The organism is Enterobacter soli ATCC BAA-2102 (assembly GCF_001654845.1).
GTDB lineage: Bacteria > Pseudomonadota > Gammaproteobacteria > Enterobacterales > Enterobacteriaceae > Enterobacter > Enterobacter soli.
The window spans coordinates 167,397-194,296 of the sequence record NZ_LXES01000003.1 but is presented as its reverse complement, the minus strand read 5'-3'; the positions used below and the strand labels follow the sequence as shown (position 1 = coordinate 194,296).

The 26,900-nt window shown below is 54.3% G+C and carries 23 protein-coding genes and 1 tRNA gene; 15 read left to right on the top strand and 9 right to left on the bottom strand.

The annotated features are described in order from the left end of the window. Positions 1-76 precede the first annotated feature (76 nt). Positions 77-943 carry a glutathione-dependent disulfide-bond oxidoreductase gene (gene yghU, locus M987_RS01820; protein WP_014071737.1) on the bottom strand — a complete coding sequence of 289 codons (867 nt, stop codon included), beginning with the start codon at positions 941-943 and terminating at the stop codon, positions 77-79. 245 nt (positions 944-1,188) lie between these two features. On the opposite strand from yghU, the gene M987_RS01815 reads away from it, so the two are divergent. From M987_RS01815 to M987_RS01795, 5 genes are read left to right on the top strand one after another with little or no spacing between them, the layout of a single operon-like run. Further along, positions 1,189-2,778: an ABC transporter substrate-binding protein gene (locus M987_RS01815; RefSeq protein ID WP_014071736.1), complete on the top strand. Its 1,590-nt coding sequence runs from the start codon at positions 1,189-1,191 to the stop codon at positions 2,776-2,778. A 59-nt stretch (positions 2,779-2,837) separates the two neighbouring features. Beyond that, positions 2,838-3,791 carry an ABC transporter permease gene (locus tag M987_RS01810; protein WP_014071735.1) on the top strand — a complete coding sequence of 318 codons (954 nt, stop codon included), beginning with the start codon at positions 2,838-2,840 and terminating at the stop codon, positions 3,789-3,791. A 5-nt stretch (positions 3,792-3,796) separates the two neighbouring features. Next, the gene (locus M987_RS01805) at positions 3,797-4,642 is read left to right on the top strand and encodes an ABC transporter permease (protein WP_014071734.1); all 846 of its coding nucleotides are present in this window, start codon (positions 3,797-3,799) and stop codon (positions 4,640-4,642) included. After that, entirely contained in the window at positions 4,635-5,612 is a 978-nt protein-coding gene (locus tag M987_RS01800; RefSeq protein ID WP_014071733.1) for an ABC transporter ATP-binding protein, read from the top strand. Before M987_RS01805 ends, M987_RS01800 begins: the two co-directional genes overlap by 8 nt. Then, positions 5,609-6,586 carry an ABC transporter ATP-binding protein gene (locus tag M987_RS01795; protein ID WP_014071732.1) on the top strand — a complete coding sequence of 326 codons (978 nt, stop codon included), beginning with the start codon at positions 5,609-5,611 and terminating at the stop codon, positions 6,584-6,586. The genes M987_RS01800 and M987_RS01795 overlap by 4 nt, the downstream gene beginning before the upstream one ends. Before the next feature lie 63 nt (positions 6,587-6,649). Here the strand turns inward: M987_RS01795 and M987_RS01790 are convergent, their stop codons facing one another. Beyond that, the gene (locus M987_RS01790; protein WP_014071731.1) at positions 6,650-7,198 is read right to left on the bottom strand and encodes a DsbA family protein; all 549 of its coding nucleotides are present in this window, start codon (positions 7,196-7,198) and stop codon (positions 6,650-6,652) included. 155 nt (positions 7,199-7,353) lie between these two features. Between M987_RS01790 and gss the strand changes: the two genes are divergently transcribed. Continuing rightward, positions 7,354-9,216, top strand: a complete 1,863-nt coding sequence (gene gss, locus M987_RS01785) for a bifunctional glutathionylspermidine amidase/synthase (RefSeq protein WP_014071730.1) — start codon at positions 7,354-7,356, stop codon at positions 9,214-9,216. Between the two features lie 48 nt (positions 9,217-9,264). Here the strand turns inward: gss and M987_RS01780 are convergent, their stop codons facing one another. Continuing rightward, the gene (locus tag M987_RS01780; protein ID WP_041162126.1) at positions 9,265-9,828 is read right to left on the bottom strand and encodes an N-acetylmuramoyl-L-alanine amidase; all 564 of its coding nucleotides are present in this window, start codon (positions 9,826-9,828) and stop codon (positions 9,265-9,267) included. Between the two features lie 298 nt (positions 9,829-10,126). Between M987_RS01780 and M987_RS01775 the strand changes: the two genes are divergently transcribed. From M987_RS01775 to M987_RS01760, 4 genes are read left to right on the top strand one after another with little or no spacing between them, the layout of a single operon-like run. Beyond that, entirely contained in the window at positions 10,127-10,678 is a 552-nt protein-coding gene (locus M987_RS01775) for a peroxiredoxin (protein ID WP_014071729.1), read from the top strand. A 20-nt stretch (positions 10,679-10,698) separates the two neighbouring features. Next, positions 10,699-11,934 carry a protein-disulfide reductase DsbD family protein gene (locus M987_RS01770; RefSeq protein WP_014071728.1) on the top strand — a complete coding sequence of 412 codons (1,236 nt, stop codon included), beginning with the start codon at positions 10,699-10,701 and terminating at the stop codon, positions 11,932-11,934. A 22-nt stretch (positions 11,935-11,956) separates the two neighbouring features. Continuing rightward, entirely contained in the window at positions 11,957-12,514 is a 558-nt protein-coding gene (locus M987_RS01765) for a sigma-70 family RNA polymerase sigma factor (protein ID WP_014071727.1), read from the top strand. Beyond that, positions 12,501-13,130, top strand: a complete 630-nt coding sequence (locus M987_RS01760; RefSeq protein WP_014071726.1) for an NrsF family protein — start codon at positions 12,501-12,503, stop codon at positions 13,128-13,130. The genes M987_RS01765 and M987_RS01760 overlap by 14 nt, the downstream gene beginning before the upstream one ends. A gap of 44 nt (positions 13,131-13,174) precedes the next feature. On the opposite strand, the gene M987_RS01755 is transcribed toward M987_RS01760, so the two are convergent. Both M987_RS01755 and M987_RS24975 read right to left on the bottom strand, forming a co-directional pair. Beyond that, positions 13,175-15,772 carry an autotransporter family protein gene (locus tag M987_RS01755; protein WP_014071725.1) on the bottom strand — a complete coding sequence of 866 codons (2,598 nt, stop codon included), beginning with the start codon at positions 15,770-15,772 and terminating at the stop codon, positions 13,175-13,177. Positions 15,773-15,931: 159 nt separating this feature from the next. Further along, complete coding sequence (locus M987_RS24975) at positions 15,932-16,237, bottom strand: hypothetical protein (protein ID WP_014071724.1); 306 nt, start codon at positions 16,235-16,237, stop codon at positions 15,932-15,934. Between the two features lie 384 nt (positions 16,238-16,621). Here M987_RS24975 and M987_RS01750 point away from each other — a divergent pair, with 384 nt between their 5' ends. Continuing rightward, complete coding sequence (locus M987_RS01750; RefSeq protein WP_342626510.1) at positions 16,622-17,266, top strand: alpha/beta fold hydrolase; 645 nt, start codon at positions 16,622-16,624, stop codon at positions 17,264-17,266. A gap of 170 nt (positions 17,267-17,436) precedes the next feature. On the opposite strand, the gene M987_RS01745 is transcribed toward M987_RS01750, so the two are convergent. Both M987_RS01745 and M987_RS01740 read right to left on the bottom strand, forming a co-directional pair. Then, positions 17,437-17,512: transfer RNA gene (locus M987_RS01745), tRNA-Phe, on the bottom strand. 95 nt (positions 17,513-17,607) lie between these two features. Continuing rightward, entirely contained in the window at positions 17,608-18,321 is a 714-nt protein-coding gene (locus M987_RS01740; RefSeq protein ID WP_014071722.1) for a DUF554 domain-containing protein, read from the bottom strand. Positions 18,322-18,720: 399 nt separating this feature from the next. Here M987_RS01740 and M987_RS01735 point away from each other — a divergent pair, with 399 nt between their 5' ends. Next, positions 18,721-20,856 (top strand): ornithine decarboxylase, encoded by a 2,136-nt coding sequence (locus M987_RS01735; protein WP_014071721.1) that lies wholly within the window; start codon positions 18,721-18,723, stop codon positions 20,854-20,856. A gap of 97 nt (positions 20,857-20,953) precedes the next feature. Here M987_RS01735 and M987_RS01730 read toward each other — a convergent pair whose 3' ends face one another. Continuing rightward, positions 20,954-21,646, bottom strand: coding sequence for a response regulator (locus tag M987_RS01730; protein ID WP_014071720.1), 693 nt, complete (start codon positions 21,644-21,646; stop codon positions 20,954-20,956). Continuing rightward, positions 21,636-23,273, bottom strand: coding sequence for an ATP-binding protein (locus M987_RS01725; protein WP_041162125.1), 1,638 nt, complete (start codon positions 23,271-23,273; stop codon positions 21,636-21,638). The genes M987_RS01730 and M987_RS01725 overlap by 11 nt, the downstream gene beginning before the upstream one ends. A gap of 345 nt (positions 23,274-23,618) precedes the next feature. Between M987_RS01725 and M987_RS01720 the strand changes: the two genes are divergently transcribed. From M987_RS01720 to citC, 3 genes are read left to right on the top strand one after another with little or no spacing between them, the layout of a single operon-like run. Further along, positions 23,619-24,980 carry a 2-hydroxycarboxylate transporter family protein gene (locus M987_RS01720; RefSeq protein ID WP_014071718.1) on the top strand — a complete coding sequence of 454 codons (1,362 nt, stop codon included), beginning with the start codon at positions 23,619-23,621 and terminating at the stop codon, positions 24,978-24,980. A 17-nt stretch (positions 24,981-24,997) separates the two neighbouring features. Further along, positions 24,998-25,861, top strand: a complete 864-nt coding sequence (locus tag M987_RS01715) for a fumarylacetoacetate hydrolase family protein (RefSeq protein ID WP_014071717.1) — start codon at positions 24,998-25,000, stop codon at positions 25,859-25,861. A gap of 13 nt (positions 25,862-25,874) precedes the next feature. Beyond that, a complete protein-coding gene (gene citC, locus M987_RS01710; protein WP_014071716.1) occupies positions 25,875-26,900 on the top strand; it encodes a [citrate (pro-3S)-lyase] ligase in 1,026 nt (341 codons plus the stop codon).

Genomic DNA, 26,900 nt, shown 5'->3' with positions numbered 1-26,900 from the left:
GGGAGAGGGAGCCGTCCGTGCGCGTATTTTTTGTGGGGATCCCTCAACCCGGTGGGAGAGGGTTAGGGTGAGGGCATCAGCCCTGACGCTTATCCTCGGTATTCGTATCAAAGTCGCTCGCCGCATGACGTTCATGCAACTGCTCACTCGGCTCACCAAAGGTGCGGTTAACCATACGGCCGCGCTTCACTGCCGGGCGGTGCGCCACATCTTTTGCCCAACGCTGCACGTTGGTGTACTGCTGCGCATCCAGGAACTCTGCGGCGTTATACACGTTCCCGAGCACCACGTTGCCGAACCACGGCCAGATAGCCATATCGGCGATGGTGTACTCTTCTCCCGCAACATAGCGGCTACGTGCCAGCTGCTTGTCCAGCACGTCGAGCAGGCGTTTTGACTCCATAGTGAAGCGGTCAATCGCGTACTCAATCTTCACTGGCGCATAGTTGTAGAAGTGGCCAAAACCGCCGCCGAGGAACGGTGCTGAGCCTTGTAACCAGAACAGCCAGTTCAGGGTTTCTACCCGGCCAGCCGGATCTTTTGGCAGGAAGTGACCAAATTTCTCTGCGAGATACAGCAGGATATTACCGGATTCAAATACGCGCGTTGGCGGGGTGGTGGAGTGGTCACGCAGTGCCGGTATTTTCGAGTTCGGGTTCACGTCCACAAAGCCGCTGGAGAACTGATCGCCCTCACCGATGCGGATCAGCCACGCATCATACTCTGCGCCCGTCACGCCCAGCGCCAGCAGCTCTTCGAGCATGATAGTGACTTTCTGGCCGTTCGGTGTGCCCAGTGAGTAAAGCTGCAACGGGTGCGAGCCCACGGGCAGCGTTTTCTCATGGGTTGCGCCCGATACCGGACGGTTGATGTTGGCGAATGCGCCGCCGTTGTTCTGTTTCCATTCCCACACTTTCGGTGGCTGGTAAGTGTTGTCTGACATGTTGGCCTGCCTTTTGAGTGATGTGTTGAGGCAGTGTAGCAGGAGATTTGTGAATGGTTTAACGAACTGAGCGCATTAGAGTCGCGGCTATTCCTTCTGGCGCTTATATATATCAAAAGCGTTATAAGCTTAATCGAAAATCGCATTTTCATTGTTAATGCGTATTACCGCAAAGCTGAATATGATGCTGTCATATAAAGAAAATTATCAGTAGTAAATACTTTATCAGGCAAGGAGTTAGTGAGATGCGTAAGCTTCTGTTATCCGCAGTTGTAGTATCGCTCGCGTTAGGTCTGGCAGGCTGTGATGATGCGAAAAATAAAGAGACGGCGAATGCGCCAGCAGCGAAAAGCGACGCGCCAAAAGAGGGTGGCTCGCTGATTATCGGTATTACTTCCGGCGACCCGTTAGCGGTTAACCCACTCTACGCCAGCGACCGTACCACCTTAACCATCATGCAGGCGCTTTATGCTCCGTTGTATAGCTTCAACAACGGTAAAATTGAATGGGGCCTGGCAGAAAGCCTGACGCCATCCGCCGATAATCTGAGCTACACCCTGACCTTAAAACCAAATCTTAAATGGCAGGACGGTCAGCCGCTGACGGCGGACGACGTCGTGTTCACCTTCAATAAACTGCTGGATGCCAAACAGCATAGTTTCTTCCGCAGCATGTTCACCTACGGCGACAAGCCCGTTGTAGTGAGCAAAGTCGACGATCGCACCGTGAAATTCACCTTACCACAGGTGAGCGCAGCCTTTACCGGCACCCTGGTGCAGATCTACCCGATCCCGCAGCACGTGTTCGCGAATGAAGGCGATCTGGAAAAAAGCACCAAAAACGATGCTCCAGTAGGCTCCGGGCCGTTCAAGTTTAAAGAATACCGTGCCGGACAGTATTACGCCCTGACCCGTTTTGACGATTACTGGAACGGTAAAGCGAAGCTCGATTCCGTGACCTACCGTTTTGCCAAAGACAGCAACTCCGCCAACCTTGCGCTGCAAAACGGCGAAATCAACCTCAAGATGGTTGACCCGCAGGACGTGAACCGTCTGAAAAACACCGGGAAATTTGATTTTGTGGTCTATCCGGAAGGGCGTCTGGCCTATATGACCTTTAACCAGAACGTGCCGGTCATGAAAAGCAAAGAGCTGCGTCAGGCCATCGCGTATGCGATCAACAAAGATGAGCTGACCCAGACCGCGTTTACCTCGCTGGACTATGCGAAGCCGGCAACCTCGTTCCTGACGCCGGATACGCTGTATCAGACTGACGACGTCGAGCAGTACAAGTTCGATCTGCAAAAAGCCAAAGATCTGCTCAAGGCTTCCGGTGCACCGGAAAACCTGAAGCTGCATCTGGCGTATGTGAACACCAATAAAACCCAGGAGAGCATGGCGCTCTACATTCAGCAGGCGCTGAAGGGCATTGGGGTGAATGTCGAACTGATGCCGCTGGACTCCAACGCCATGTCCCAGCGTAGCCTGGACATGAACAACACCGCGTGGGAGCTGAATCTGGGCGGTTACATCATGGGTTCAGAGCCGGACGGCTACAAATCGCTGTTTATGAGCAACGAAGCCTACAACTACGCTCACTACAAAAATCCGCAGTTTGATGCCCTGTGGGACAAAGGCGCAGTGGAAACCGATGCCGCAAAACGTGCTGATATCTACAAGCAAATTCAGCAGACCGTGGCAAACGACATGACTTACTACCCGATTGCCTACACCAACGCGACCGTTGCCGTAGATAAACGCTTCGGCGGCACGCAGGAAGCGGAACCGAAGCCGGTTTATCTGTTCCAGGATTTGTCAAAAATATACCAAAAATAAGCAGTTGCCCCGGTCACCTGACCGGGGTTTTTCGCAGGGTGAGTCGTTAAGGGCATGTCGTGAATACATTACTCACGCGTCGGCTGCTGCAACTGCTGCCGATGCTTTTCTTTATTTCGCTGGTGGCGTTTTTGCTGGTCAAGCTCGCGCCCGGCGATCCGGTAGCGGCGTACATTACGCCACGCATGGCCCCGGAAGATATTGAGCGTATCCGCCAGAGTATGGGGCTGGATAAACCCCTGGTGACGCAGTACGTGCTGTGGCTGAAGAACGTTTTCCAGGGCGATCTCGGCTATTCGCTGATTTACCACCGCCCGGTGCTGGAGATGATCGGCGAGCGCATTCCGGCAACCTTAGGATTGATGGGGGCCTCGCTGCTGATGGCGATTGTGCTGGCCATCCCGCTGGGGCTGCTGGCTGGAGCATTTAAGCACCGCTGGCTGGATCACGTGCTGAACTTATTCGCCTATATCGGTATCTCGGTGCCGATTTTCTGGTTCGGTATTCTTCTCATTACCGTTTTTGCCGTGCAACTGAACTGGTTCCCCAGTATGGGAATGCGCACCATCGGCATGGACGACAACTGGCTGGATGTACTGCGTCATGGCGTGCTGCCGTGTATCGCGCTCACCTTTTACAACCTCTCCAGCTATGTGCGTTACATCCGTTCGAATACCATTTCGCAGCTTTCTGCCGACTACGTGCAAACCCAGCTTGCCTACGGTGCGACACGTTCCGGCATTCTGTTCCGTCATGTGCTGAAAAATGTGCTGCTGCCGGTGATCACCCTGTTTGGCCTGTCGTTTGGTGAACTGGTGGTGGGCGCGTATGTGACGGAAAGTGTCTTCTCCTGGCCGGGGATGGGCCTGCTTGGGATCCAGTCGATCACCTCGCTGGATTACCCGCTGATCATGGCGATCATCATGCTCTCGTCGATGATGCTGATCCTCGGCAACCTGATAGCGGATCTGCTTTATCGCTTCGCCGATCCCCGCATTCGTACACTGAGGTAACCCGGATGAGCAGACGCTGGCAACAGGTTCGTCACCAGTTGCGCCGCAATCGTCCGGCGCAGTTTTCATTATTTGTTCTGTTTATTTTTGTCATCGCGGCCCTGTGCGCAGGCCTGAGTCCTTACGATCCCGACCAGATGGCGCTGGGTGCCCGCACCTTACCCCCGGATGCCGCGCACTGGTTTGGCACCGACGAATACGGGCGTGACTACTTCACTCGCGCGCTGTACGGCGGGCAGATTTCATTGATGGTTGGTTTTCTGGCGATGGTATTTTCCACGCTGATTGGCACGGTCGTTGGTACGGTCAGTGGCTATTTTGGCGGCTGGCTCGATAACCTGATGATGCGCGCCGTCGATATCCTGATGGCCATTCCGGCTTTCTTCCTGCTGCTGGTGGTGAACGCCTATCTCAAGCCAGGGGTAGATAACATCATCCTGATTATCAGCCTGCTGACGTGGATGAGCATGTCGCGGCTGGTGCGTGCCGAAACCTTGTCGGTGAAAGAGCGCGAGTATGTCCTCTACGCCCGCGCATCAGGGGAACACCCGCTGCGTATTATTGTGCGCCATATTATTCCCGGCGTACTGCCGACCATTATTGTGGCCGCCACGCTTAACATTGCGTCGGCCATTTTGATGGAATCGACGCTCAGCTTCCTCGGGCTTGGCGTCCAGGCGCCTGCCGCGTCCTGGGGCAGTATGCTTAACAATGCGCAGTCGTATATTGGTGAAGCCTCATGGCTTGCGATGTTCCCCGGCATTTTGATCCTGCTGACGGTGTTCAGTTTTAACGTGCTGGGCGATGTGTTCCGTACCGCCTTCGAGCCGGGAGCGAACCGCGATGAGTAACTTATTAGAACTCGATAACCTGCAAACCACCTTTCACACGCGCGATGGTGATGTTCATGCCGTGCGCGGCGTGAGCTTTCAGGTTCAGCCTGGGGAACTTGTCGGCATTGTCGGTGAGTCCGGCTGCGGTAAAAGCGTCACCTGTAAGTCGATCATTCAGCTTCTGGGCAGCAACGGGCAGATAACTGGCGGCAGCATCCGTTTTCAGAATGATGATCTGACACAGAAAACCCCCGAGCAATTGCGCGCTATTCGCGGCAACGACATTGCGATGATTTTCCAGGATCCGATGACAGCTCTGAACCCGGTGCTGACCATCGGCAAGCAGATGTCTGAGATCCTGGTGCGCAACAAAGGCATGGCAAAAAAAGCGGCAAAAGCCGCGGCCATTGCCATGCTGGAGCAGGTCGGGATTGCCGAGCCTGAGCGCCGCTACAACCAGTATCCGCACGAGTTCAGCGGCGGGATGCGCCAGCGTGTGATGATTGCCATTGCGCTCTCCTGCAACCCGAAACTGTTGATTGCCGACGAGCCCACTACCGCGCTGGACGTGACCATTCAGGCGCAGATCCTGCGTCTGCTGAAAAGCCTGCAACAGAAAACGCAGACCGCCATTTTGCTGGTCACCCACGATCTTGGCGTAGTGGCTCAGGTGTGCAGCCGCGTGGTGGTGATGTACGGCGGGCTGGTGATGGAAGAAGGAAGCGTAGAGGACATTTTCTATCGTCCTGCACATCCATACACCCGGGGGTTATTGGCCTCGTTGCCGCGCCCGGATGAGGTGAATCATCGCCTTTCGCCTATTGAAGGCTCGCCGCCGGGTTTGCTCAACCCGCCCCCGGGCTGCCCGTTTGCCGAACGTTGCCCTAAACGGATGCCCCAGTGCGAAAGACAACCGGCGTTTTACAACACAGGAGAAGGCCATCGCGCCGCGTGCTGGTTATGGGCAGATAAGGAGGTTCAGGCATGAGCGAACAACATTCGCCTTTAGTGAGCGTACGGGAACTGCGCAAACATTATCAGCTTAACGGCGGCCTGCTGCGTAAAGGCGTGGCGGTGAAAGCGGTTGATGGGGTGAGCTTTGATATTCAGCGCGGTGAAACCTTCGGTCTGGTCGGGGAATCTGGCTGCGGGAAATCGACCCTCGGGCGTGCCATTTTGCGCCTGTTCGATATCACATCGGGTGAGATCCATTTTGCCGGGCAGGAGATAGCTCACGCCCGCGAAAAAGCGCTGAAGCCGCTGCGTAAAAGAATGCAGGCGATTTTTCAGGACCCGTATTCGTCGCTTAACCCCGGTATGACGGTGCAACAGCTGGTGGCCGAGCCGATGCAGATCCACGGCTACAGCCGGGAAGAGCAGCGGGAGCGAACGGAAACGCTGTTGTATAAGGTCGGGCTTAAAAAGGAACATCTTGAGCGGTTCCCGCATGAGTTCAGCGGCGGGCAGCGTCAGCGTATCAGTATCGCGCGAGCGTTGTCCGTGCGCCCGGAGTTTGTGCTGTGTGACGAGCCGCTGTCGGCGCTGGACGTGTCAGTGCAGGCGCAGGTGGTGAACATTTTGCAGGATCTCCAGCAGGAGCTGGATCTGACCTATCTGTTTATCGCTCATGACCTGTCGATGGTGCGCCATATCTCCAGCCGTATCGGAGTGATGTATCTCGGCAAGCTGGTGGAGGTTGCGCCAGCAGACGAGCTGTATCTGCATCCGGCGCATCCATACACACGCGCGCTGCTGGCAGCGGTGCCGCAGCCGGACCCACGTATTCGCAACCTTGAAGAAGCGACTCTGCGCGGGGAAATTCCGGGGCCAACCTCAGCGTTGCCGGGCTGTAAGTTTTGCAGCCGCTGCCCACATGCCATGCCGGTTTGTCAGACGCAGGAGCCTGCGATGCAGGAGATAGCGCCAGGGCATTTTACGGCGTGTTGGTTGTTTAAGATGTGAGAGATGAAGTTTTGTAGGCCGGGTAAGGCGTAGCCGCCACCCGGCATTACAGACGGACTGAGATCACCCCAGAACCCGTTTCGCCCACACTTCTATGTCATCGCCACTGCCCAAATCCGCCTGCACCAGGCCATTGACCATAAACGTCGGGGAGACGTGAATACCGTTCTGGCGCGCATATTTACAGTGCCACTTAATCTCGGTTTGCAATTCCGGGCAGGCAAACGCCTCTGCAACCTGCACCCCGCTGTAACGTTCAATGCGCGCGACGATCTCTTCCGGTGTCGCCTGCATATTCGGGCCGCTACAGTGATCGGTAAATTCAAATTCTTCGCGATGATCGGCCACGGCCTGCATCACCTTATGCGCTGCGGCTTTGCCATCCGGCAGTGTCGACGCTGCCAGAATGCAGCGCACAATCACGCCGGAAAACAGATGCCACGGCTGAGACTGTAAACGGATTTTGACTGTCACGTTATCCGCGCCAGCCCGTTCCAGGAACGCGTTTAGCTTGTTGAATGTTTTAACCGAGAAAGGGCAGGTTGGTTCCAGGAACACTTCAAAAGTGCGTGGGCCGTGACCCCATTCCAGCGGTTGCGCCTGTAAGCTCATGTTGACTCCTGATGTTGTGAATTTTTTAGTTATTGTCGCGACGAATAATTTGCCACGCAGGTGTATGATAAATCCACATCTGTCAGGTTAATTACAACGTGCAGACGACGACAACCCTTCAAAAAATTGCCGCCTGCCTGTTTTAGGTTGGATACATGCGTAAAGGAAAGTTAAGCAGTGACGCTCCGTTTGGGACGTTGTTAGGTTATGCGCCGGGTGGCGTGGCGATTTACTCTTCAAATTACGGCAGTCTCGATCCGCGTAACTACCCGGAAGACGCGGATTTCAGAAGCTATATCAGCAACGAATACATGGGCCACAAGTGGCAGTGTGTGGAGTTCGCCCGCCGTTTCCTGTTTCTCAACTACGGTGTTGTCTTTACCGATGTCGGCATGGCGTGGGAGATCTTCTCGCTGCGCTTTTTGCGCGAAGTGGTGAACGATAACATCTTGCCCTTGCAGGCCTTTGCCAATGGCTCAAAACGCGCGCCGCAGGCCGGGGCGTTACTGATCTGGCAAAAGGGCGGCGAGTTCCACGAAACCGGGCACGTTGCCGTTATCACCCAGCTGCTGGACGATAAGATCCGCATTGCGGAGCAGAACGTGATTCACTCTCCGCTGCCGTTAGGGCAGCAATGGACGCGCGAACTGCGCCTGAGTGTTGAGAACGGGTGTTACACCCTTCATGACACCTTTAACGACACCGAGATCCTCGGCTGGATGATCCAGACCGATGACACCGAACACAGCCTGCCGCAGCCGGAAATCGACGGCGAGCTGCTGAAAATCAGCGGTGCGCGGCTGAAAAATAAACGTCAGTTCGACGGAAAATGGCTCAACGAAGACGACGCCCTTCAGAAGGCCTACGTCCAGGCGAACGGCCACTTTATCAATAAAGATCCCTGCCAGTATTTCACCATCACCGAAAGCGCCGAGCAGGAACTTATCAAAGCCACCAACGAACTGCATCTGATGTACCTGCACGCCACCGACAAGGTGCTGAAAGACGATAACTTACTGGCGCTTTTTGACATCCCGAAAATCCTCTGGCCGCGTCTGCGCCTTTCCTGGCAATGGCGTCGTCACCATATGATCACCGGTCGTATGGATTTCTGTATGGATGAGCGAGGCCTGAAGGTGTACGAGTACAACGCCGATTCTGCTTCCTGTCACACCGAGGGTGGGTTGATCCTCGAAGAGTGGGTGAAAAACGGCTATCGCGGAAACGGCCACAACCCGGCTGAAGGGCTGCTGGAAGAACTTACCGGCGCATGGAAACACAGCCACGCACGGCCATTTGTTCACATCATGCAGGACAACGATATCGAAGAGGATTATCACGCCCTGTTTATCCAGCGTTCGCTCATTCAGGCCGGGTTTGAAACCAGGATCCTGCACGGACTTGGCGAGCTAAGCTGGGACAACGCCGGGCAGCTGGTCGATGATGAAGGTCGCCACGTGAACTGCGTATGGAAAACCTGGGCCTGGGAAACGGCGATTGAGCAAATCCGTGAAGTGAGCGAAACCGAATACGCCGCTGTGCCGATCCGTACCGGGCATCCTGAAGGTGACGTACGCCTGATTGATGTGCTGCTGCGCCCGGAAGTGCTGGTGTTCGAGCCGCTGTGGACGGTCATCCCGGGCAACAAGGCGATCCTGCCGGTGCTGTGGCAGCTCTTCCCGAACCACCGTTACCTGCTGGATACCGATTTTGAGGTTAACGATCTGCTGAAACAGACCGGCTATGCCGCTAAACCGATTGCCGGGCGTTGCGGCAGCAACATCGACCTGATAAGCCCGCAGGATGAGCTGCTGGACAAATCCAGCGGCAAGTTTGCCGACCGTAAAAACATCTACCAGCAGCTGTGGTGCCTGCCAAACGTGGATGGCAAGTACATTCAGGTGTGTACCTTTACCGTGGGCGGGAACTATGGCGGCACCTGTTTGCGCGGGGACGATACGCTGGTGGTGAAAAAAGAGAGCGATATTGAGCCTTTAATTGTCGAGAAGAATAAGTAACGCGAACCGCTCCGGGGATGTTATTCCCGGAGCGGTTGATCTTCTGCGTTATTCTCTTTTGGCATAAAAATAGTTGGCGCGGTCGATTAAAAATTCCCATGGGAAGTTTTTCCCGGGGTCGGTATGTGTGCCTTTTCTGAAAACTGCCGTCACCTGATCGTGGCCGATAATTCCTTTCACATCGCCAGCCCCGAGCTGATTATTGGTGAGTCTTTTCACCGGGATATCATATTTCAGGCAATATTGTGCCACCACATCGGCGGCGTTATTCAGCAGTAAGCTGTTATACGCGCTTTTCCACTCTTCTGGCGTTGTTTTAGCGTAGCCTGCCAACTCCAGGTGAACACCTGTCCGGTTGGCTCCCGGGGCTGCCCAGGCCACATTGTTATCCAGCACACACTGCACCACGCTGTCACTGTCGATGCAGACATGCGCAGATGCTTCACGATCTGTCGTTTTAAAGTATTTGGCGACTTTCTCGGCGGTATCGGGTTTCCCGGGGGCTTCCATCGTGTGGATAACGACATACAAAACATCACGGTGTTCTTTCACTGTCGTAAAAAAACGCGCTTCGACAAAAGGCCATTTATCGGTTTCATAAACTCGGTGCATAAGTAACCTCACAGTGTCAGACATTGCATTACGCCTCACTGAGTGTTGATGAAACCAGGATGAAAACGCGTTAATAATATTGGCTGTTTATTTTTTTCGGGGTCATGTATTTCTCTTAGTCAGTATTATTAACCCATTAATTATTAATCATTTTTAATTCCGAAGTGAGGGGCAGGAACACCCTTCGTTTGCAGGGGGATTGGGAACGTGAAAAATTTTTCGTGGCCCGCGAAACCTTTTCAACATCATTAGCGAACTACTCTTCAGGTAATGCATTTTTTCCCTGATGGAGCTGACCATGAAACCGTTGAAAACGTTGTCTGCCGCCGCTGTACTGAGCTTTTCCCTTTTTGCCATGAACGCACAGGCTGCGCTGGAAGTGGGGGACAAAGCCCCGGACTTTAGCCTGCAAGGGGCGCTGGGCGGTAAACCGCTGACCTTCTCGTTGCAGCAGGCGCTACAGAAAGGGCCGGTGGTGCTCTATTTCTTCCCGGCGGCATTTACAAAGGGCTGTACGCTGGAGGCTCACGCCTTTGCCGAAGCCACGGATGACTTTAAAAAACTTGGGGCAACCGTGGTGGGGGTGACCGCCGGGAATGTCGACCAGGTGGACGAGTTCTCGAAACTGGAATGCCGCGACAAATTCGCGGTGGCGGCCGACCCAGGGGCAAAAGTGGCGGCAGAGTATAAAACTCTGATGCAGATGAATGGCAAAACCCTGTCTGACCGTACCTCCTACGTTATCGCTCCGGACGGCAAGATCCTGCTGAGTTACACCGACCGTAACCCGGATGAACATATCCAGAAAACGATGGATGCCGTGAAAAAATACGCGCAATCGCACTCGTAACTTAGCCTCCGGGGTTTTCTATGTTAACGGCTATTCTGGCCGCCTTCGCGGGCGGCATTATTCTCAACTTTATGCCGTGCGTCTTTCCGGTGATTTCGCTGAAGGCGCTGGGGCTTTTGCGTCATCAGGGCAACAGCGCGAGCGCTCGCACGGAAGGACTGGGCTTTTTGCTTGGCGTTATATTTACCATGATGGCGCTGGCGGCCGTGCTGCTGGCACTGCGCGCCGGAGGAACGGCGGTGGGGTGGGGATTCCAGCTGCAGTCGCCGCTGGTGATCGCTGCGTTGGCGCTGATTATTCTGGGCGCGGCGCTGAACCTGCTTGGGGTGTTTGAAGTTGGGTTGTCGCTTCAGCGGGCAGGGGAAATCAACGCCGAAGGGCGCGGTGCGTTTGTGCGTTCAGCCTTAACCGGCGCGCTGGCTATTGTGGTGGCTACTCCCTGCTCAGCGCCGTTTATGGCAGGGGCCGTGGGTTATGCGCTGGTTCAGCCGCCTGTCGTGGCGCTGGCGATATTCCTGGCGCTGGCACTTGGGTTTGCCGCGCCATTTACCGCGATTTCACTCTTCCCGGGGATGGCGAAGCGCTTACCGCGCCCGGGGGCCTGGATGGATATCCTCAAACGCGGTCTGGCGTTTCCCATGTTTGGCGCTTTTGCCTGGCTCGTCTGGGTACTGGCGCAGCAAGCGGGAACCACCGCGCTGGCGGCAATGCTGGCCTGCGCCGTGGTGGTGAGTTTTACCGCGTGGCTGTACGGGATCGCCCAGCGCAGGCGCTTTATCGGGCACAGCTATAAAGCGCTGCTGGCGGTGACAGTCGTGTTGTTTCTGGCCGCAATTACTCCGTTACCGGGCGTGATGCACACGCAACCTGCCCAGCCGGAAAGCCAGCTTGCGGGTAACATTACCGAGGTGAAATGGTCGCCGCAGACCGTGGCAGAAATGCGCGGCCACGGCAAAGCTATTTTCGTCAACTTCACCGCATCCTGGTGCATTACCTGCCAGGTAAACGATCGCACGTCGTTATCCACCCAGGCAGTGAAGCAGGCGATTTCCCGCACCGGAACCGTCTATATGATCGCCGATTCAACTAAATTTAATGCTGATATCGACGATGCGATGAATGCCTTCGGGCAGGGCGGGCTGCCGCTGTATGTGGTCTACCCGGCGGATGGCAGTGCGCCGAAAGTGCTGCCGCAGGTGCTTACGCCGTCGATTGTGGTGAATGCCCTGAATCAGGCATCCGGTAAAAAAGCATGAGGTAACAATATCGTGGCGGACTATGGATAACGATCTCGCCCCGCGTGAGCGCTGGCCTGCGCTAATGGCCTCCGCCCAGGCGGGGGATCGCGAAGCCTATACGCAACTGCTGCGGGCCATCGTCCCGGCCATCCGGGTGCTGGTTCGCAAGCAGATTGCCGATAGCGTACTGGTTGACGATGTCATCCAGGATGTCCTGCTGACGGTGCATCGGGTTCGCCACACCTACGACCCGGCGTTTCCGTTTCTTCCCTGGCTGATGGCCATCGTGCAGGCGCGCGCCGTTGACGCGTTGCGTCGCCGTGGGCGTTATCAGCAGCGAGAAACGGAAGACGAAAGGGCGTATGACGGCGCCATGGTAGAAAACCCGGAACATCGGGAAAATGAAGAACAGCTGGCGCTGATATTAGACCAGCTTCCGTCGCGACAGCGGCAAATTGTTGAACATATCCATTTGCAGGAGATGAGCCTCGCGGAGGCCGCTGCGCGCCACAACCTGAGCATTGCCGCCGTGAAATCATTACTCCACAGAGCATTAACCAATCTTCGCCGTATGGGAGCGAATCATGGGCAGTCATGAGGTGTTAATTGAACAGCTGAGCCGGGACGCAAAGCCTGTTTATCGTCCCTGGACAAACAGCAGGAGAGTCATCGCCTGGCTGCTGATGGCGTTGCCTTGCGGTGCCTTGAGTAGCCTGATGTTTCAGCGTGTCGCCACCGACTGGTCACAGCCGGGCGCAGTGTTAGCTGTGCTTCAGCTAATCCTGGCGTTTGTTACCGGCACGCTGGCTATTCGTAACGCGTTTTTGCTCAGCATCGCCGGGCGAAATCCCCTGAGCTGGCGATGGTTTGTGCCGCTGGTGGTGCTCTGGCTGGGCAGCGTGGGGTTAAGTCTCGGCCAGACGCATGTGCAGGCCCATCATCCAGATGAGGTCAACTGTTATGTCTTTATGATGGCGGTGAGTGCGCCGATGGTGGTGCTGGTTATCGGGTATTTGCGGCGAACCCGGGCGCTGTATCCGCTGCGCACGCTCGCTGTGGCGGGAGCGGGTGTAGCCTGCATGGCGTTAACATTGCTCTCGTTTTGCCATCCCGTTGAGGTGCATCCGGTGGATTTTCTGCTGCATGTGGCGGCAGTGGTGACGATTGTACTGGGGACGATGGGCGTGGGCTGGAAGTGGGTTGTGCTACGTTGAGAATAAAAAACGGGGCCATCTGAGGCCCCGTTTTACGGTCACGATTAGAACATTTTGCGTAAACGCAGGCTGAAGGTGTGTGCCTGGTAACGGTCGCCCGCTTGCAGATCGTAGCGAGCATCCAGGTTCAGGCTATTTTCGCTATACAGCGTGCTGCCGATAGCCACGCCAGCCATGTCTTCCACCGGGGCGGCACCTTTGGAGATAAAGCCAGTTTCACCCACAGCATCTGCGGCATAAGACGCATGGCTGCTGGCCTGACTTGTATCGTACTGGTGCAGCCAGGTGACCTGAACGAACGGCGTCAGGTTACCCATGCTGGTGGCGAAGGTTTTCTCAATGCGAGTCCCTATTTCGCTGACAACAGACTGTGTGTGGCTGCTGCTGACGTCAAGCGCCATACCGTTGCCGCCGGTTTCTTTGTAGCCATCAACGTGCTGGTAGCCGTAAGTCAGGCTGGAAAGCGGTGTTAACACTACATTCGTTGGCAACGTGAACGGATAGCCGAACTCGGTCTGCAACGTGATGGACTGACCGTTAAATTTACCGTCGGCAGAGCCGGAGAAACCGGTAAATTCAGCGCGACGAACAGAACTGTAATTCTGACGGTTCAGACCCGCAGACAGGTTCAGATACCACGGCTGACCCGTATATCCGGCATAGCCAATGATCCCGTAGTTGTCGGCGGTAGAGGTGTTGCCGCTCAGGTTATCTTTACCGCGAACAGAGGTATTGCTGTAGTTCAGCGCTGCGCCCAGACGCCAGTCGTCGCCCAGCGATCGGTCCGCACCGAGGATCAAACCACCAAATTTCGCCGTGTAGCCGCTCACATCTGCGGTACTGTCCTGGCGAGCGTATCCACCAAATGGCTGACCCCAGACAATCCAGTTGCTTTCGTAGTCGTCACCGGTTGCAACACCGCTTGTTCCGGCGCTGCCCGGGTTACGCACGGCATCGATATGCGCCCCGACCACAGCTTGCGCCGTCGACGTAGCAACCGTTGCTGCGGAACTGGTGTTGAGGTTTTGTGCGGATGACAGGCTCTCACCAACACGGTTCGCTTCCCGCTTGCCCTCAATCGCCAGGGACGCGTTGTAGAGGTCAAGCAGTTGTGGGGAGGCAATCCCGGTGTAATTCGCCAGACCACCCAGAGCGGCTTTCGCGCCAGGCATGGTCGCAAGCTCAGGTCGGGTTGGTTCCGGGGTAACGACCGGAGGCGTGACCACTGGTGGGGTAACCACAGGTGGTGTCACAACCGGAGGCGTGACCACTGGTGGGGTAACCACAGGTGGCGTTACAACCGGAGGCGTGACCACTGGTGGGGTAACCACAGGTGGCGTCACAACCGGAGGGGTGACCACTGGCGGGGTGACCACAGGCGGTGTCACAACCGGCGGAGGTGTGACAACAGGTGGGGTTACAACCGGAGGGGTAACCACTGGTGGCGGGGTGACCACGGGTTCAGCACCTACGGTTAAGACCAGTGCTTTACTTGAACCGTCATCGACGACTGTTCCTGTCACTGCTCCGGTGTAGCCTACCGCTTTGTAATTCAGCTGATCTGCATTGAAATTGGTGCTCGCACCGCCAGCAGTAACGACCACATAGCGTTGCCCTTCGGCGAAGTTATAGGTGTTGCCGGTGCGCAGCAGGTTCACGCTGGAGCCCGCATCGATTGTGGCGTTCCCGCTTACGTTCAAACGGCCATAGCCGAAATCGCTCTGCACATTGCCATCTGCTGCGACCAGGTCGGAAATCCCGGAGATCAGCGTTGCAGCGGCATTCTGGTGATAATCGCCAGTAATGTTGATGTTATTGTTAACCTGTAACGAGGCTGTGTCGTTGAGCACTCTGCCGGTTAAGACATTATCATTCAGCAGCAGTGAGCCTGAGCCAAACACGACGTCGGAACGGCTACTGCTGATATTACCGATACCCGCCAGCCCGGTTAAGGTTCCTGTCGTTCCCGTCCCGCCATTGATGACTAATGGCATCGAGCCGGAGGAGTAAATATCACCGGAAACGACCCCGCTGTTGGTCAGCGTGATGCTGGAGCTGGCGTTGGTATCGTTATAAATATAAAGCGCATAACCCGAGCCGGTTAACGTACCGTTGTTAACAATGCTCGTTTCAAGGTTCTGGCTGCTGTAGCTTGAGAGGTAAATGCCGGAGAAGCCACCGGAGATAGTCCCATTGTTAATAATGTTACTGACGACTTCGGTGCCTGAGGTGTTGGCATAAATCCCTGAACTGTTGGAACTGATCTGGCCATTGTTTTCAATGGTATCAATATACCCGTAGTTGGAAATACCGTAATTACTACCGCTTATTACATTGTCGTTAACGATGTTATGGATAGTACCCCAGTTAATGACGGCACCAGCATCGAAGAAACCCGTGACACCATTGCTGATGGTTCCTGAATTATACAATGTCCCAATAATGCCATTATTATTAATCGCACCATTCTGACCGGGCATTGGCATAAAACTAGCGTTGTTCGAGATAATAAGACCGTTGTTAGTAATATTATCGATAGTGCCCTGGTTATTAATGCCAAGATAACCACTAATGACGGCATCAGTGGTATTGGTCAGCTGATGAATATGACCCTGGTTGTCGACAGCGCCGGCATTTACCATGCCGAAATTATAACCATTTGGGTTGTTCTGTATGGTTCCATTATTGATGAAGGTATCTACAGAACCTGAAGCGCCAATTGAAACGATATCACCATAATTATAGAGATCGGTGCTGGTAATCAGACCGTTATTGGTGAACGTGTCAATTGAGCCATCAATTTAAACAATGCTACTGTTGGCGGGATCTGGGAGATTATCGTTAAGATCACTAATGGTGCCATCATTGGTCAGTGACGTGAGTGTCCCACCCTGACTTAAGGTAAATGCCGTTGTAGGGCTGCCTGTCAGCGATCCGGTGTTGGTGATATGTATCTCAGGAATAGTGCCTGCAAACTGCATGCTACTTTGTGCTGAGTCGATAGTAATAACACCAGGAACTGCAAAAGCAGGATTAATTAATAATCCTTGTGCTGCCGTAGAGGCAACCAGCAGAGAAATCAGCTGGCTGAGTTGTTTTTTTTCCATGATGAGCCGCCACAAAGTTGCGATATGTGTAGTTGCAGGTGCAATGTCATTCGGATTAATCCGATATTGTTGTGGCGAAGAATATACAATTTGTTGCAGAAAACAATAAGGTTTGTTTAATTATTTCATATTGAAATAAGACCCTGTTTTTAATGTTGTTATTAATTTAACTTAAGGTGATGGAGCGGTATGCAAATAAAGGGCAAGGTATTATTCGCTGGCATATTGATTAGCTTATCTTTTTTATTTGCAGGCTGTGTTTCTGTCGATTCCCGGACCGAAGCCGCCCGGATCGCCAGTGCCGCTGGTCTGAACAGTGAAAACATACCGACACGTTCCTTCGTGATAGCGACATGGGGCCGGTTCACACCGCCCGTGAAATCAATGCGTGTTTATATTGAAGGCGATGGATTTGCCTGGAAAAGCCGTACCCAGCCCTCTGATGATCCCACTCCTCATCTGCCTACCGGGTTGAAACTGGCCGCCGCCGATCCGGAGCAGAATGTGCTGTATCTTGCCAGGCCTTGCCAGTTTATCGGCCCCCCGCTGCCAGCAACTTGTCAGGTGAACTGGTGGACCAACGATCGTTTTTCGGCGGTAGTGATTGATGCCATGAATGAGGCGCTGGACGTATTTGTCAGCCGCTACCCAGGGGTGAAACTCGATATGGTGGGGTATTCCGGTGGCGGAAACATCGCGGCGTTGCTCGCTGCTCGTCGCCATGATGTTCAGTCATTACGTACCGTTGCAGGGAATCTCGACGTTGCATGGGTGAATACCTTGCATAATGTTACGCCGATGCCAAATGCCATCAGTGCAATGGATAGTGCTGTTGAATTGCGTACGTTGCCGCAAATTCATTACAGCGGTGATGCAGATAAAACGGTTCCTGTCGATGTTGCAAGGCGTTTCCAGCAGGCTGTAGGGGGAAATTGCGTGCGCGTGGAGGTTGTCAGTGGCATGACGCACAGTTCCGACTGGGCGGCAATTTGGCCGCAATTACTGAAGAATCCGTTTCCTGGGAGCTAATTAAATAGATGAAAAATACAAATACCCGAATGTGTTATTACCGTTGAATATTCACTTGGGTTAGCGCGTTGAACAGTGGGAAATTACTGCAAATAGCCTTGAGAGGTTTGAGGGATGGATCATTTTCCCAAAAGCAAAAAACCAGCCCTAAGGCTGGTTTTTCTAAATAGTGGTGCCCGGACTCGGAATCGAACCAAGGACACGGGGATTTTCAATCCCCTGCTCTACCGACTGAGCTATCCGGGCAACGGGGCGCATTAAACCTGATCCACCTTCTGCCGTCAACGAAATTTGTTGTTTTCGTTACAGACTGCACACTCTCTCGCCAGTTTGTGGTCATCTCAGGCGAAAAAGTGCGTCCAGAGCGCAGAAAGCGGCATTGCTATCAGCAGGGCAGGCAGCATATTCACTACTGCGAACATCTTAATCCCGCAAATGCGCAACCCGGTTGCCAGCAGCAGCAAACCGCCCACGGAGGTAAAATCTGCCATCATCGCCGGAGTGGTCAGTGGCAGGATTAGCGTCGCGCAGGTTGCCAGTGCCAGCTGGATCAGCAGCATCGGCACACAAATCGCTGCTACGGCTATGCCGAGGGTGGTCGCAAAAATAGTGGCGGTAAAGAAATCCAGAAATGCTTTAGCAATCAATATGCTGGGGTCACCCGTCATCCCTTCCTGCATCGAGCCAAATATCCCCGTGCCGCTGGCGCAAAACAGAATAATTATCGCGACATAGTTTTGAATAAACGACTCATGATTGCCGTGCTTCGCTTTGCCCGGGCGCGTAATCAGGTTCTTCGCTTTACTTACCGCGTTATTGATCCCTTTTTCCAGATAGCAAAACTCGCCAATCAACGCGCCGAGCAGGGTCGCTAGCACCATCACCGGCAGGTTGGCACATTTAATGACCAGCAGAATACCAATGCCTAACGATGCAAGGCCAAAAATGGAAGGCATTGAAGAGCGAATACGCTCCGGTAACCGCTGGCTTAATACTGCACCGAGTATGCCGCCCAGTAATACGGCACCCGCATTAATAAAAGGACCGATAACCAAAGTAAGCTCCTGTTATTTAATCATTGATATTGCATTATTATTGCACGGACTCGCTAACAAAGGCTTAGCTTTAGATGATTAAGTGCATAATGATTCCTTCTTGCACCCTAAAATAAAAGGTGACATGATTGCGCGAATTTTCTCCTCTTCTGATACGGAGCCGCCAATGTTGACACTGCTTACCGCTGCGCGAATGCCTGTCCGTATCACGCCATTCTACTCTTGTCTCACCGTGCGGTGAGGGTAACGCAGGCTCACTGTAGGACAACAGTAAAACCAGACGCGTTCTGATTTTACTGATGTCTGGCGGTCGGAGCTGATTCCGATCAGACACATTCGTTGGGCAGGGTATTTACCCTGTCCGGGGCCTTTTCTCCCCTGAAACGGGTATTTGCGCTTATGAAATCAATGAAAATTGCCGTCAGCCGCGAGCTGGTGTCCACCGTGTCTACGCATCGCGAAAAGGTGACGCTGGACAATACCGATTTTACCGACGTGGCGGCAGTCGTCATTACGGTCGCTGAGAGTTGCAGCGGCATCCTTGCGTTACTGAAGCGTACTGGCTTCCAGTTACCGGTGTTTATGTTCTCGCAAGAGTCAACGGATGTTCCTGATGGCGTGACGGCTGTCATCGCCGGTAAAGCGCAGGAGTTTCTGGAGCTGGAAACGGCAGCCTGTCGTTATGAAGAGAATCTGCTACCGCCGTTTTTTGACACCCTGAGTCAGTATGTGGCGATGGGGAACAGCACGTTTGCCTGCCCTGGGCATCAGCATGGTGCGTTTTTCAAAAAACATCCTGCGGGACGGCAGTTCTATGATTTCTTCGGCGAGAATGTGTTTCGCGCCGATATGTGCAATGCCGATGTAAAGCTCGGCGATCTGTTAATTCACGAAGGTTCTGCCAAGCACGCGCAAAAGTTCGCGGCAAAAGTCTTTAATGCGGATAAAACCTACTTCGTGCTCAACGGAACATCTGCCGCCAACAAGGTAGTCACCAACGCGCTGCTGACCCGTGGCGACCTGGTGTTATTCGATCGCAATAACCATAAGTCCAACCACCACGGTGCGCTGATCCAGGCCGGTGCTACGCCGGTGTATCTTGAAGCGGCGCGTAACCCGTTCGGCTTTATCGGCGGTATCGATGAGCACTGCTTTGACGATGGGTATCTGCGGGAGCTGATCCGTGAGGCGGCGCCGGAAAAGGCCGATGAGGCGCGCCCGTTCCGCCTGGCAATCATTCAGCTTGGCACCTACGATGGCACGATCTACAACGCCCGTCAGGTGATCGACAAGATCGGCCATCTGTGTGATTACATCCTGTTTGACTCCGCCTGGGTGGGTTACGAACAATTTATCCCGATGATGGCGGAAACGTCTCCGCTATTGCTGGAACTCAACGAGAACGATCCGGGCATTTTCGTGACCCAGTCTGTGCACAAGCAGCAGGCCGGGTTCTCGCAAACGTCGCAGATCCATAAAAAAGATAACCATATTCGCGGCCAGGCACGTTTCTGCCCGCACAAGCGGCTTAACAACGCGTTTATGCTGCACGCCTCGACCAGCCCGTTTTATCCGTTCTTCGCCGCACTTGATGTGAACGCCAAAATTCATGAAGGTGAAAGTGGCCGCAGGCTCTGGGCGGAGTGCGTGGAGCTGGGCATTGAAGCGCGTAAGGCGATCATTGCGAACTGCCACATGATCAAACCCTTTATCCCACCAGTGGTGGCAGGGCGTCCGTGGCAGGATCACCCGACATCGACCATCGCCAGCGAGCGTCGTTTCTTCAGTTTTGAGCCAGGCGCGAAATGGCATGGTTTTGAAGGCTATGCCCGCGAGCAATATTTTGTCGATCCCTGCAAACTGCTGCTGACCACTCCGGGTATTGACGCGGAAACCGGTCACTACACTGAGTTTGGCATCCCCGCGACCATCCTCGCGCACTACCTGCGTGAAAATGGCATCGTGCCGGAGAAGTGCGATCTGAACTCGATCCTGTTCCTGCTGACGCCTGCCGAAAGCAGCGAGAAGCTGGCGCAGCTGGTGGCGATGCTGGGGCAGTTTGAGCAGCATATTGAAGATGACACCCCGCTTGCGGACGTGCTGCCGACTATTTATCAGAAATACCCGGTGCGCTATCGCGACTACACATTGCGTCAGCTGTGCCAGGAGATGCACGATCTGTACGTCAGTTTTAACGTGAAAGATCTGCAAAAGGCGATGTTCCGCAAGGAGAGCCTGCCTGCGGTGGTGATGAACCCGCAGGATGCTAACCAGGAGTACATTCGCGGTAATGTCGAACTGGTGCGCATTCGTGATGCCGAAGGGCGCATTGCGGCTGAAGGGGCGCTGCCGTACCCGCCAGGTGTGCTGTGCGTGGTACCTGGCGAAATCTGGGGTGGGGCGGTGCAGCGTTATTTCCTGGCGCTGGAAGAGGGCGTTAACCTGCTGCCGGGCTTCTCACCGGAGTTGCAGGGCGTTTACAGCGAAAAAGACGCCGACGGTATCAAGCGGTTGTATGGGTATGTGTTGAAGTAGACCCCTCACCCTAACCCTCTCCCCAAAGGGGAGAGGGGATTGCACGGGGCCGTCTTTTCACCCTCGCCCCTTGGGGAGAGGGCCGGGGTGAGGGGAGTTAAGCCGTACTACGCTTGTACATCCTCCTCGGATGCCCAATTTTCCCGTATAACATTTCCACACTCAAAAACCCCGCTTCCACGCAGTGCTCCAGATAGCGCCGGGTTGTCGTTTTACTCAATCCCGTCTCGGTCACCACCTCGTCAACGGAAAAAAAGTGGGCTGATTTTTGGTTAAACAGGGTCTGCACCAGCGCCAGCGTGTTCTCTTCAATGCCTTTACTGCCATTATCCTGGCGATAGTTTTTGGCCTGGAGCTGATACAGCGAATCAACGTTCTGCTGATCGACAATCTTCCAGACCCGCTGCTGTTCGGCGAACTGCACAAAGCGTTCAAGCGACTGGCTGAGCCTTTTCCAGGAGACAGGTTTTAGAATGTAATCAAACGCGCCATTGCGAATAGCCTGGCTGCACGTGTCCATGTCGCTTGCGGCTGTGATGAAAATTACCGAGCAGTTGGCGCGGGTCAGCATCGGGTTGCTGATAAGCGTGATCCCTTTGCCATCGGGCAGATAGTTATCCAGCAGCATCAGCTGCGGCTGTTTGCTTTCGAGCTGCATTTGCGCGTCAGCCAGGGACGATGCAATACCCACCAGACGCAGGCGCGGGTGTTTGCTGATTAGCTCGGCGTGGAGTTGTGCCAGCGCGCTCTCGTCTTCAACAATCAGTACGTCGATAAGTTCATGTTGCATAATCGGTATCTTCCAGTTCCTGTACGGAACGCCGGGCGGCTCCCGTGGCGGGAATAAACAATGAGAAAATTGCGCCACGCGGCATGTTATCGGCAACTTCTATCGAGCCGCCAGCCTGCGTGACATAGCTTTCGATCAGGTACAGGCCAATACCATGATCGCCGCGTGTTTTGGTGGTGATGCCGCGCTCAAAAATCCGCTCGCGGATCTCCGGTGTGATACCCACACCCTGATCGGCAACTTCAATGATCAGTTCCTGTTCATTCAGTTTGATCAACACCTCCACCGGTGCGTGTGGCAGCGCAGAACGTTGCGTTGCTTCGATGGCGTTATCCAGCAAATTACCAATGATTGAGATCAGCTCGGCTTCGTGCAGGGGCTGGAACACGGTGTCCATCCTACAGGTCGGATCGAAATTCAGCTCGACCCCTTTTTCACGCGCGCGGGCCGTTTTGCCCAGCAGCAGGCCGCACAGCGTGGGTGAGCTAAAGCGGGATGAAATAAAGTCCAGCAGCTCCTGAGCGTGTTCCGATTGCGCCTGAATGTAGCCAATGGCTTCTTCATAACGGCCCATATGCAGCAGGCCTGAGAGCGTGGTCATGCGGTTAAGTTGCTCATGGCGCATAATGCGCAGGTTATCGACATAGCGTTTTACCTGGCTGAGCTGGGCGCTCAGGGTGTCTATCTCATTGCGATCGCGGAAGGTGATCACCCATCCCTGAAGCGAATTTTCCAGCATGATGCGGACCCGGCTGGCGATTACGGTGAGATCGTTAAAGCGGCAGATCTCATCGTGGGTGTCTTTCGCCAGCATGGTTTGTGGGGCGAAGAAGGGAACAGGATCGATAACCTGGCTAATCAGCTGGCCGCGCAGTTCACGTGCGGGCTGGCTTAACCCCAGCAACTTTCTGGCCGCCTGGTTGATCACTTCAATGCGCAGGTCGTCATCAATGGCGATCACCCCTTCATAAATAGATTCCATCATCGCTTTTTGCTGGCGCACCAGCAGGCCGATTTCGCGTGGCTCGAGGGAGAAGATCTGCTTCTTTATACTGCGGGTGAAAAACCACGAGAAGATAAACAGGGCGATAAGCAGCAGTACTGCGGCAATCAGAATATTGACGACCTTATTCACGGTAATGGTGTCGAGATAGCTGGTGAGATACCCCACCGAAACAATCCCCACCACCTGACCGGCATCGTTAAAGATGGGCGCTTTGCTGCGCAGAGAAATGCCCAGCCCGCCTTTGCGAATGGTGGTGGTGCTTTTCCCCTGCAGCACTTCTTCGTTATCGCCGCCGACAAGCGTTGTACCTACCCGGTCAGCAAACACGGAATGGAACAGATGCTGCCCTTTGTTATCGCCAATCACAATAAAACTGGCATCACTGTGGGCGGCTATTTTTTGCATAAAGTCATGGATTGACTTGATATCTTTTTGTTCGACTTCTTTGCGTAAAGTCGGAATAAGCGCAATTTCTTCTGCTTGTATTTTAGCGCGCGCACTCATTTCCTGATAAAGCTGTCTGCCAACATCGACATAATAATATCCCCCCAGTAAAGTAAATAGCACTGAGAAAAAGGCCACCAGCGAAATAAACAGCTTAATCTGAAACGATACTTTCATAACTATCACGCAGGGTATCAATGAGAAGCGCCAATATATCATCTTTTCTCGCGCCAGCCCCCGGTTTGCCGAAAACTTGTGATCCCTTGCACAGCACGGCCTGTAAAAGATTTATCTGAAAGCATTATCGCCCTGAAACGAAATTCATAAATGTTATTTGTTTGTTCAATTTAGAAAAGAAACCATAAAAACCACGGCGATTAATAAGGCATAAATCACACTAAATAAAAGAAACCATTAAAACCATAGCTGCCATTAAAACTTCGGTTTTAATATGTCATTCCTCACATAAAGTAAGCCTTTGTGACTTTAAGCTGAACGCACAAAATAACCAAGGGGCTTATTATGAGCACAACTGACGACTCTTTCTCTGTTACCCACGACCCGATTGATATTCAGCGGCCATCGCTCAAGGAGCGCTGGTGGCATATTATGGATACCTGGAAAGTCGGGATTATTCCTCTGCCGCTGTTTATCCTGGCGGGCGCGCTGATTGCCATTGACTGTCTGGGCGGAAAACTGCCAAGCGACATCGTGGTGATGGTGGCGACACTGGCGTTTTTCGGCTTTGCCTGCGGTGAATTTGGCAAACGCCTGCCGATTATCGGCAAGCTCGGTGCGGCGGCGATTTGCGCCACCTTTATCCCGTCTGCGCTGGTCTATTATGGTCTGCTGCCGGATGTGGTGGTCGAATCCACAACCAAGTTCTACAAATCTACCAACATTCTCTATCTCTACATCTGCTGCATTATTGTCGGCAGCATCATGAGTATGAACCGCACGGTGCTGATCCAGGGCTTCCTGCGCATCTTCTTCCCGATGCTGTGCGGTGAAATCGTCGGCATGATTGTCGGGATGGGCGTTGGCCTGGCGCTGGGTCTTGAGCCGTTCCAGATCTTCTTCTTCATTATTCTGCCAATCATGGCGGGCGGCGTAGGCGAAGGGGCTATTCCACTCTCGATTGGTTATGCCACCTTGCTGCATATGGACCAGGGCGTTGCGCTCGGCCGCGTGCTGCCGATGGTGATGCTCGGTGGTCTGACGGCAATCATTATCTCTGGCTGCCTGAACCAACTCGGTAAACGCTACCCGCATCTGACCGGTGAAGGCCAGCTGATGCCAAACCGCGCCAATGCCGATGCAACCGTGACTCAGCCTGCGTTCTCTGGCAAAGCCGATGTCACCACAATTGCCTCTGGCGCGCTGCTGGCGGTACTGCTGTACATGCTCGGGATGCTCGGCCACAAGCTGATTGGCCTGCCTGCGCCGGTTGGCATGTTGTTTATGGCGGTACTGGTGAAGCTCTGCAACGGCGCGTCCCCGCGTCTGCTTGAAGGCTCTCAGGTGGTGTACAAATTCTTCCAGACCTCTGTGACCTATCCAATCCTCTTTGCCGTCGGTGTGGCTATCACCCCGTGGCACGAACTGGTGGCTGCGTTCACCATCAGCAACCTGCTGGTGATTGTGAGCACCGTCTCTGCGCTGGTCGCAACCGGCTTCTTCGTCGGTAAAAAGATTGGGATGCACCCGATTGATGTCGCCATCGTCTCTTGCTGCCAGAGCGGCCAGGGCGGTACCGGTGACGTAGCGATCCTGACCGCAGGCAACCGCATGAGCCTGATGCCATTCGCTCAGATTGCTACCCGTATTGGCGGTGCGATTAACGTCTCCGTCTCACTGCTGATTCTGGGCAACTTCCTCGTTTAAGTTTTCAGGAAAGAACAATGAAACTCGCAAGCTTTTTATACCAGGGTAAACGCAGCTACGGCATCGTGCAGGCCGAAGGTGTGATTGATTTAGGTCGCCGTCTGGGCGACCGCTACAGCGACCTCAAAGCACTGCTGCAGGGCAACGGGCTGGCACAGGCCACCCGTTATCTCAACGATGCTGTGGATGTGCCGATGAGCGCCATCACCTTTTTACCGGTGATTGAGCAGCCGGAAAAAATCCTCTGTGTGGGCATGAACTATGCCGACAAGCGCAAGGAGTTCGACCAGCACAACCCGGCGCCAACGCTGTTTGTCCGCTTCCCGGATTCCCAGACCGGCCACAACGAGCCGGTGCTGAAACCACGCCACTCCAGCGAGTTCGATTATGAAGGCGAGCTGGCGGTGATCATCGGCAAAGGTGGAGAGAACATCAGCCGCGACGATGCCCTGCGCCACGTGGCTGGTTACAGCTGCTACATGGACGGTTCAGCCCGCGACTGGCAGCACACCTGGTTTACCGCCGGGAAGAACTGGCGTCAGACCGGAGCGTTCGGTCCGTGGATGGCCACGGCGGATGAAATCCCGGACCCGCACCAGTTAGCGATCCGCACCTGGCTGAATGGCCGCATGGTGCAGGAAGACAACACCAGCAGCATGATCCACAAGGTCGCGGAACTGATCGAGTACATCAGCACCTTCACCCGACTGAGCCCGGGCGATGTGATCATCACCGGTTCACCGGGTGGCGTAGGTAAAAAGCGCAACCCACCGCTGTTTATGAAAGAGGGGGATCGCATTGAGGTGGAGATCGAACATATCGGCCATCTGAGTAACGTGATCATGGAAGCGCCAGCAACCACGCTTGCGGCAGCACATTAAGTAAGGCGGCAGTATGCAATCGCAACCCACTATCGATTTTCGTCTGACAGACGTAGCGAAACACCCGGAACGCTTAAGCCAGATCCGTTATTTACTGGCAGACAGCGGTCTTGGCCTGGACAACGACATTACGCTGTTCGTTGAGGCCTGGGCCGGAATGCAGCTGGTGGGTTGTGCAGGCCTTGCCGGTAACGTCATCAAATGCGTGGCGGTAAACGAGCAGCTTCGTGGCGAGAACTTAAGCGCGCGGTTACTGGCAGAAGTGGAGAACGCGGCGCTGGCACGCGGTCACTTTCATCTCTTTCTGTGCACGCGTCCGTGCAATAAAGAGCGCTTTTCCCGCAGTGGCTTCTGGCCCATTGCCCAGAGCGGTAACAACGCCGTGTTAATGGAGAACACGCCGCAGGGTATTGAGCGTTACTGCCGTGCGCTTAGCGCTAAGCGCAAGTGTGGCGAGAAGGTGGGGGCGATTGTGATGAACGCTAACCCGTTCACGCTTGGCCACCGTCATCTGGTGGAGCAGGCCGCGCAGCAGTGTGATGTGTTACATCTGTTTGTGGTGCGCGAAGACGCGTCATTCTTCCCGTTCAGCGCACGTCTGGATATGGTGCGTGCAGGTGTGGCGCATCTGCCAAACGTGATTGTGCATGAAGGCTCGCAGTACATCATCTCTCGTGCGACCTTCCCGGCCTATTTCCTGAAAGATACCGGCAAAGTGCAGCAGGCATGGAGTGAAATCGATGTGTTGATCTTCCGGGATCACATTGCACCTGCCCTGGGGATCACCCACCGGTTTATCGGTTCAGAGCCGTTTTGCGATATCACCCGTCAGTACAACCAGACGCTACACGCGCTGCTTTCTTCCCGCATCGAAGTGGTGGAAATGCCGCGCATAAAAGCCACCGGCAACGCCATTTCAGCCTCAGAAGTACGCCGTTTACTCAAGACACAGCAGTTTACCCGGATCCGGGAGATTGTCCCGGAATCCACTTTCGCGCATCTCGAAGCGCACTACAGTGCGCGCGCGGAAGTCGCATAA

Coding starts and splice junctions, on each gene's coding strand:
- M987_RS01790 (WP_014071731.1), bottom strand. CDS start 7,198: ATGAGCTTACAGGCGCAACCGCTGGAATGGGGTCACGGCCCACGCACT.
- M987_RS01725 (WP_041162125.1), bottom strand. CDS start 23,273: ATGAAAGTATCGTTTCAGATTAAGCTGTTTATTTCGCTGGTGGCCTTT.
- M987_RS01735 (WP_014071721.1), top strand. CDS start 18,721: ATGAAATCAATGAAAATTGCCGTCAGCCGCGAGCTGGTGTCCACCGTG.
- M987_RS01770 (WP_014071728.1), top strand. CDS start 10,699: ATGTTAACGGCTATTCTGGCCGCCTTCGCGGGCGGCATTATTCTCAAC.
- M987_RS01720 (WP_014071718.1), top strand. CDS start 23,619: ATGAGCACAACTGACGACTCTTTCTCTGTTACCCACGACCCGATTGAT.
- gss (WP_014071730.1), top strand. CDS start 7,354: ATGCGTAAAGGAAAGTTAAGCAGTGACGCTCCGTTTGGGACGTTGTTA.
- M987_RS01815 (WP_014071736.1), top strand. CDS start 1,189: ATGCGTAAGCTTCTGTTATCCGCAGTTGTAGTATCGCTCGCGTTAGGT.
- yghU (WP_014071737.1), bottom strand. CDS start 943: ATGTCAGACAACACTTACCAGCCACCGAAAGTGTGGGAATGGAAACAG.
- M987_RS01780 (WP_041162126.1), bottom strand. CDS start 9,828: ATGCACCGAGTTTATGAAACCGATAAATGGCCTTTTGTCGAAGCGCGT.
- M987_RS01755 (WP_014071725.1), bottom strand. CDS start 15,772: ATGGTAAATGCCGGCGCTGTCGACAACCAGGGTCATATTCATCAGCTG.
- M987_RS01730 (WP_014071720.1), bottom strand. CDS start 21,646: ATGCAACATGAACTTATCGACGTACTGATTGTTGAAGACGAGAGCGCG.
- M987_RS01750 (WP_342626510.1), top strand. CDS start 16,622: ATGCGTGTTTATATTGAAGGCGATGGATTTGCCTGGAAAAGCCGTACC.
- M987_RS01765 (WP_014071727.1), top strand. CDS start 11,957: ATGGATAACGATCTCGCCCCGCGTGAGCGCTGGCCTGCGCTAATGGCC.
- M987_RS01715 (WP_014071717.1), top strand. CDS start 24,998: ATGAAACTCGCAAGCTTTTTATACCAGGGTAAACGCAGCTACGGCATC.
- M987_RS01795 (WP_014071732.1), top strand. CDS start 5,609: ATGAGCGAACAACATTCGCCTTTAGTGAGCGTACGGGAACTGCGCAAA.
- M987_RS01775 (WP_014071729.1), top strand. CDS start 10,127: ATGAAACCGTTGAAAACGTTGTCTGCCGCCGCTGTACTGAGCTTTTCC.
- M987_RS01760 (WP_014071726.1), top strand. CDS start 12,501: ATGGGCAGTCATGAGGTGTTAATTGAACAGCTGAGCCGGGACGCAAAG.
- M987_RS01805 (WP_014071734.1), top strand. CDS start 3,797: ATGAGCAGACGCTGGCAACAGGTTCGTCACCAGTTGCGCCGCAATCGT.
- M987_RS24975 (WP_014071724.1), bottom strand. CDS start 16,237: ATGGAAAAAAAACAACTCAGCCAGCTGATTTCTCTGCTGGTTGCCTCT.
- citC (WP_014071716.1), top strand. CDS start 25,875: ATGCAATCGCAACCCACTATCGATTTTCGTCTGACAGACGTAGCGAAA.
- M987_RS01800 (WP_014071733.1), top strand. CDS start 4,635: ATGAGTAACTTATTAGAACTCGATAACCTGCAAACCACCTTTCACACG.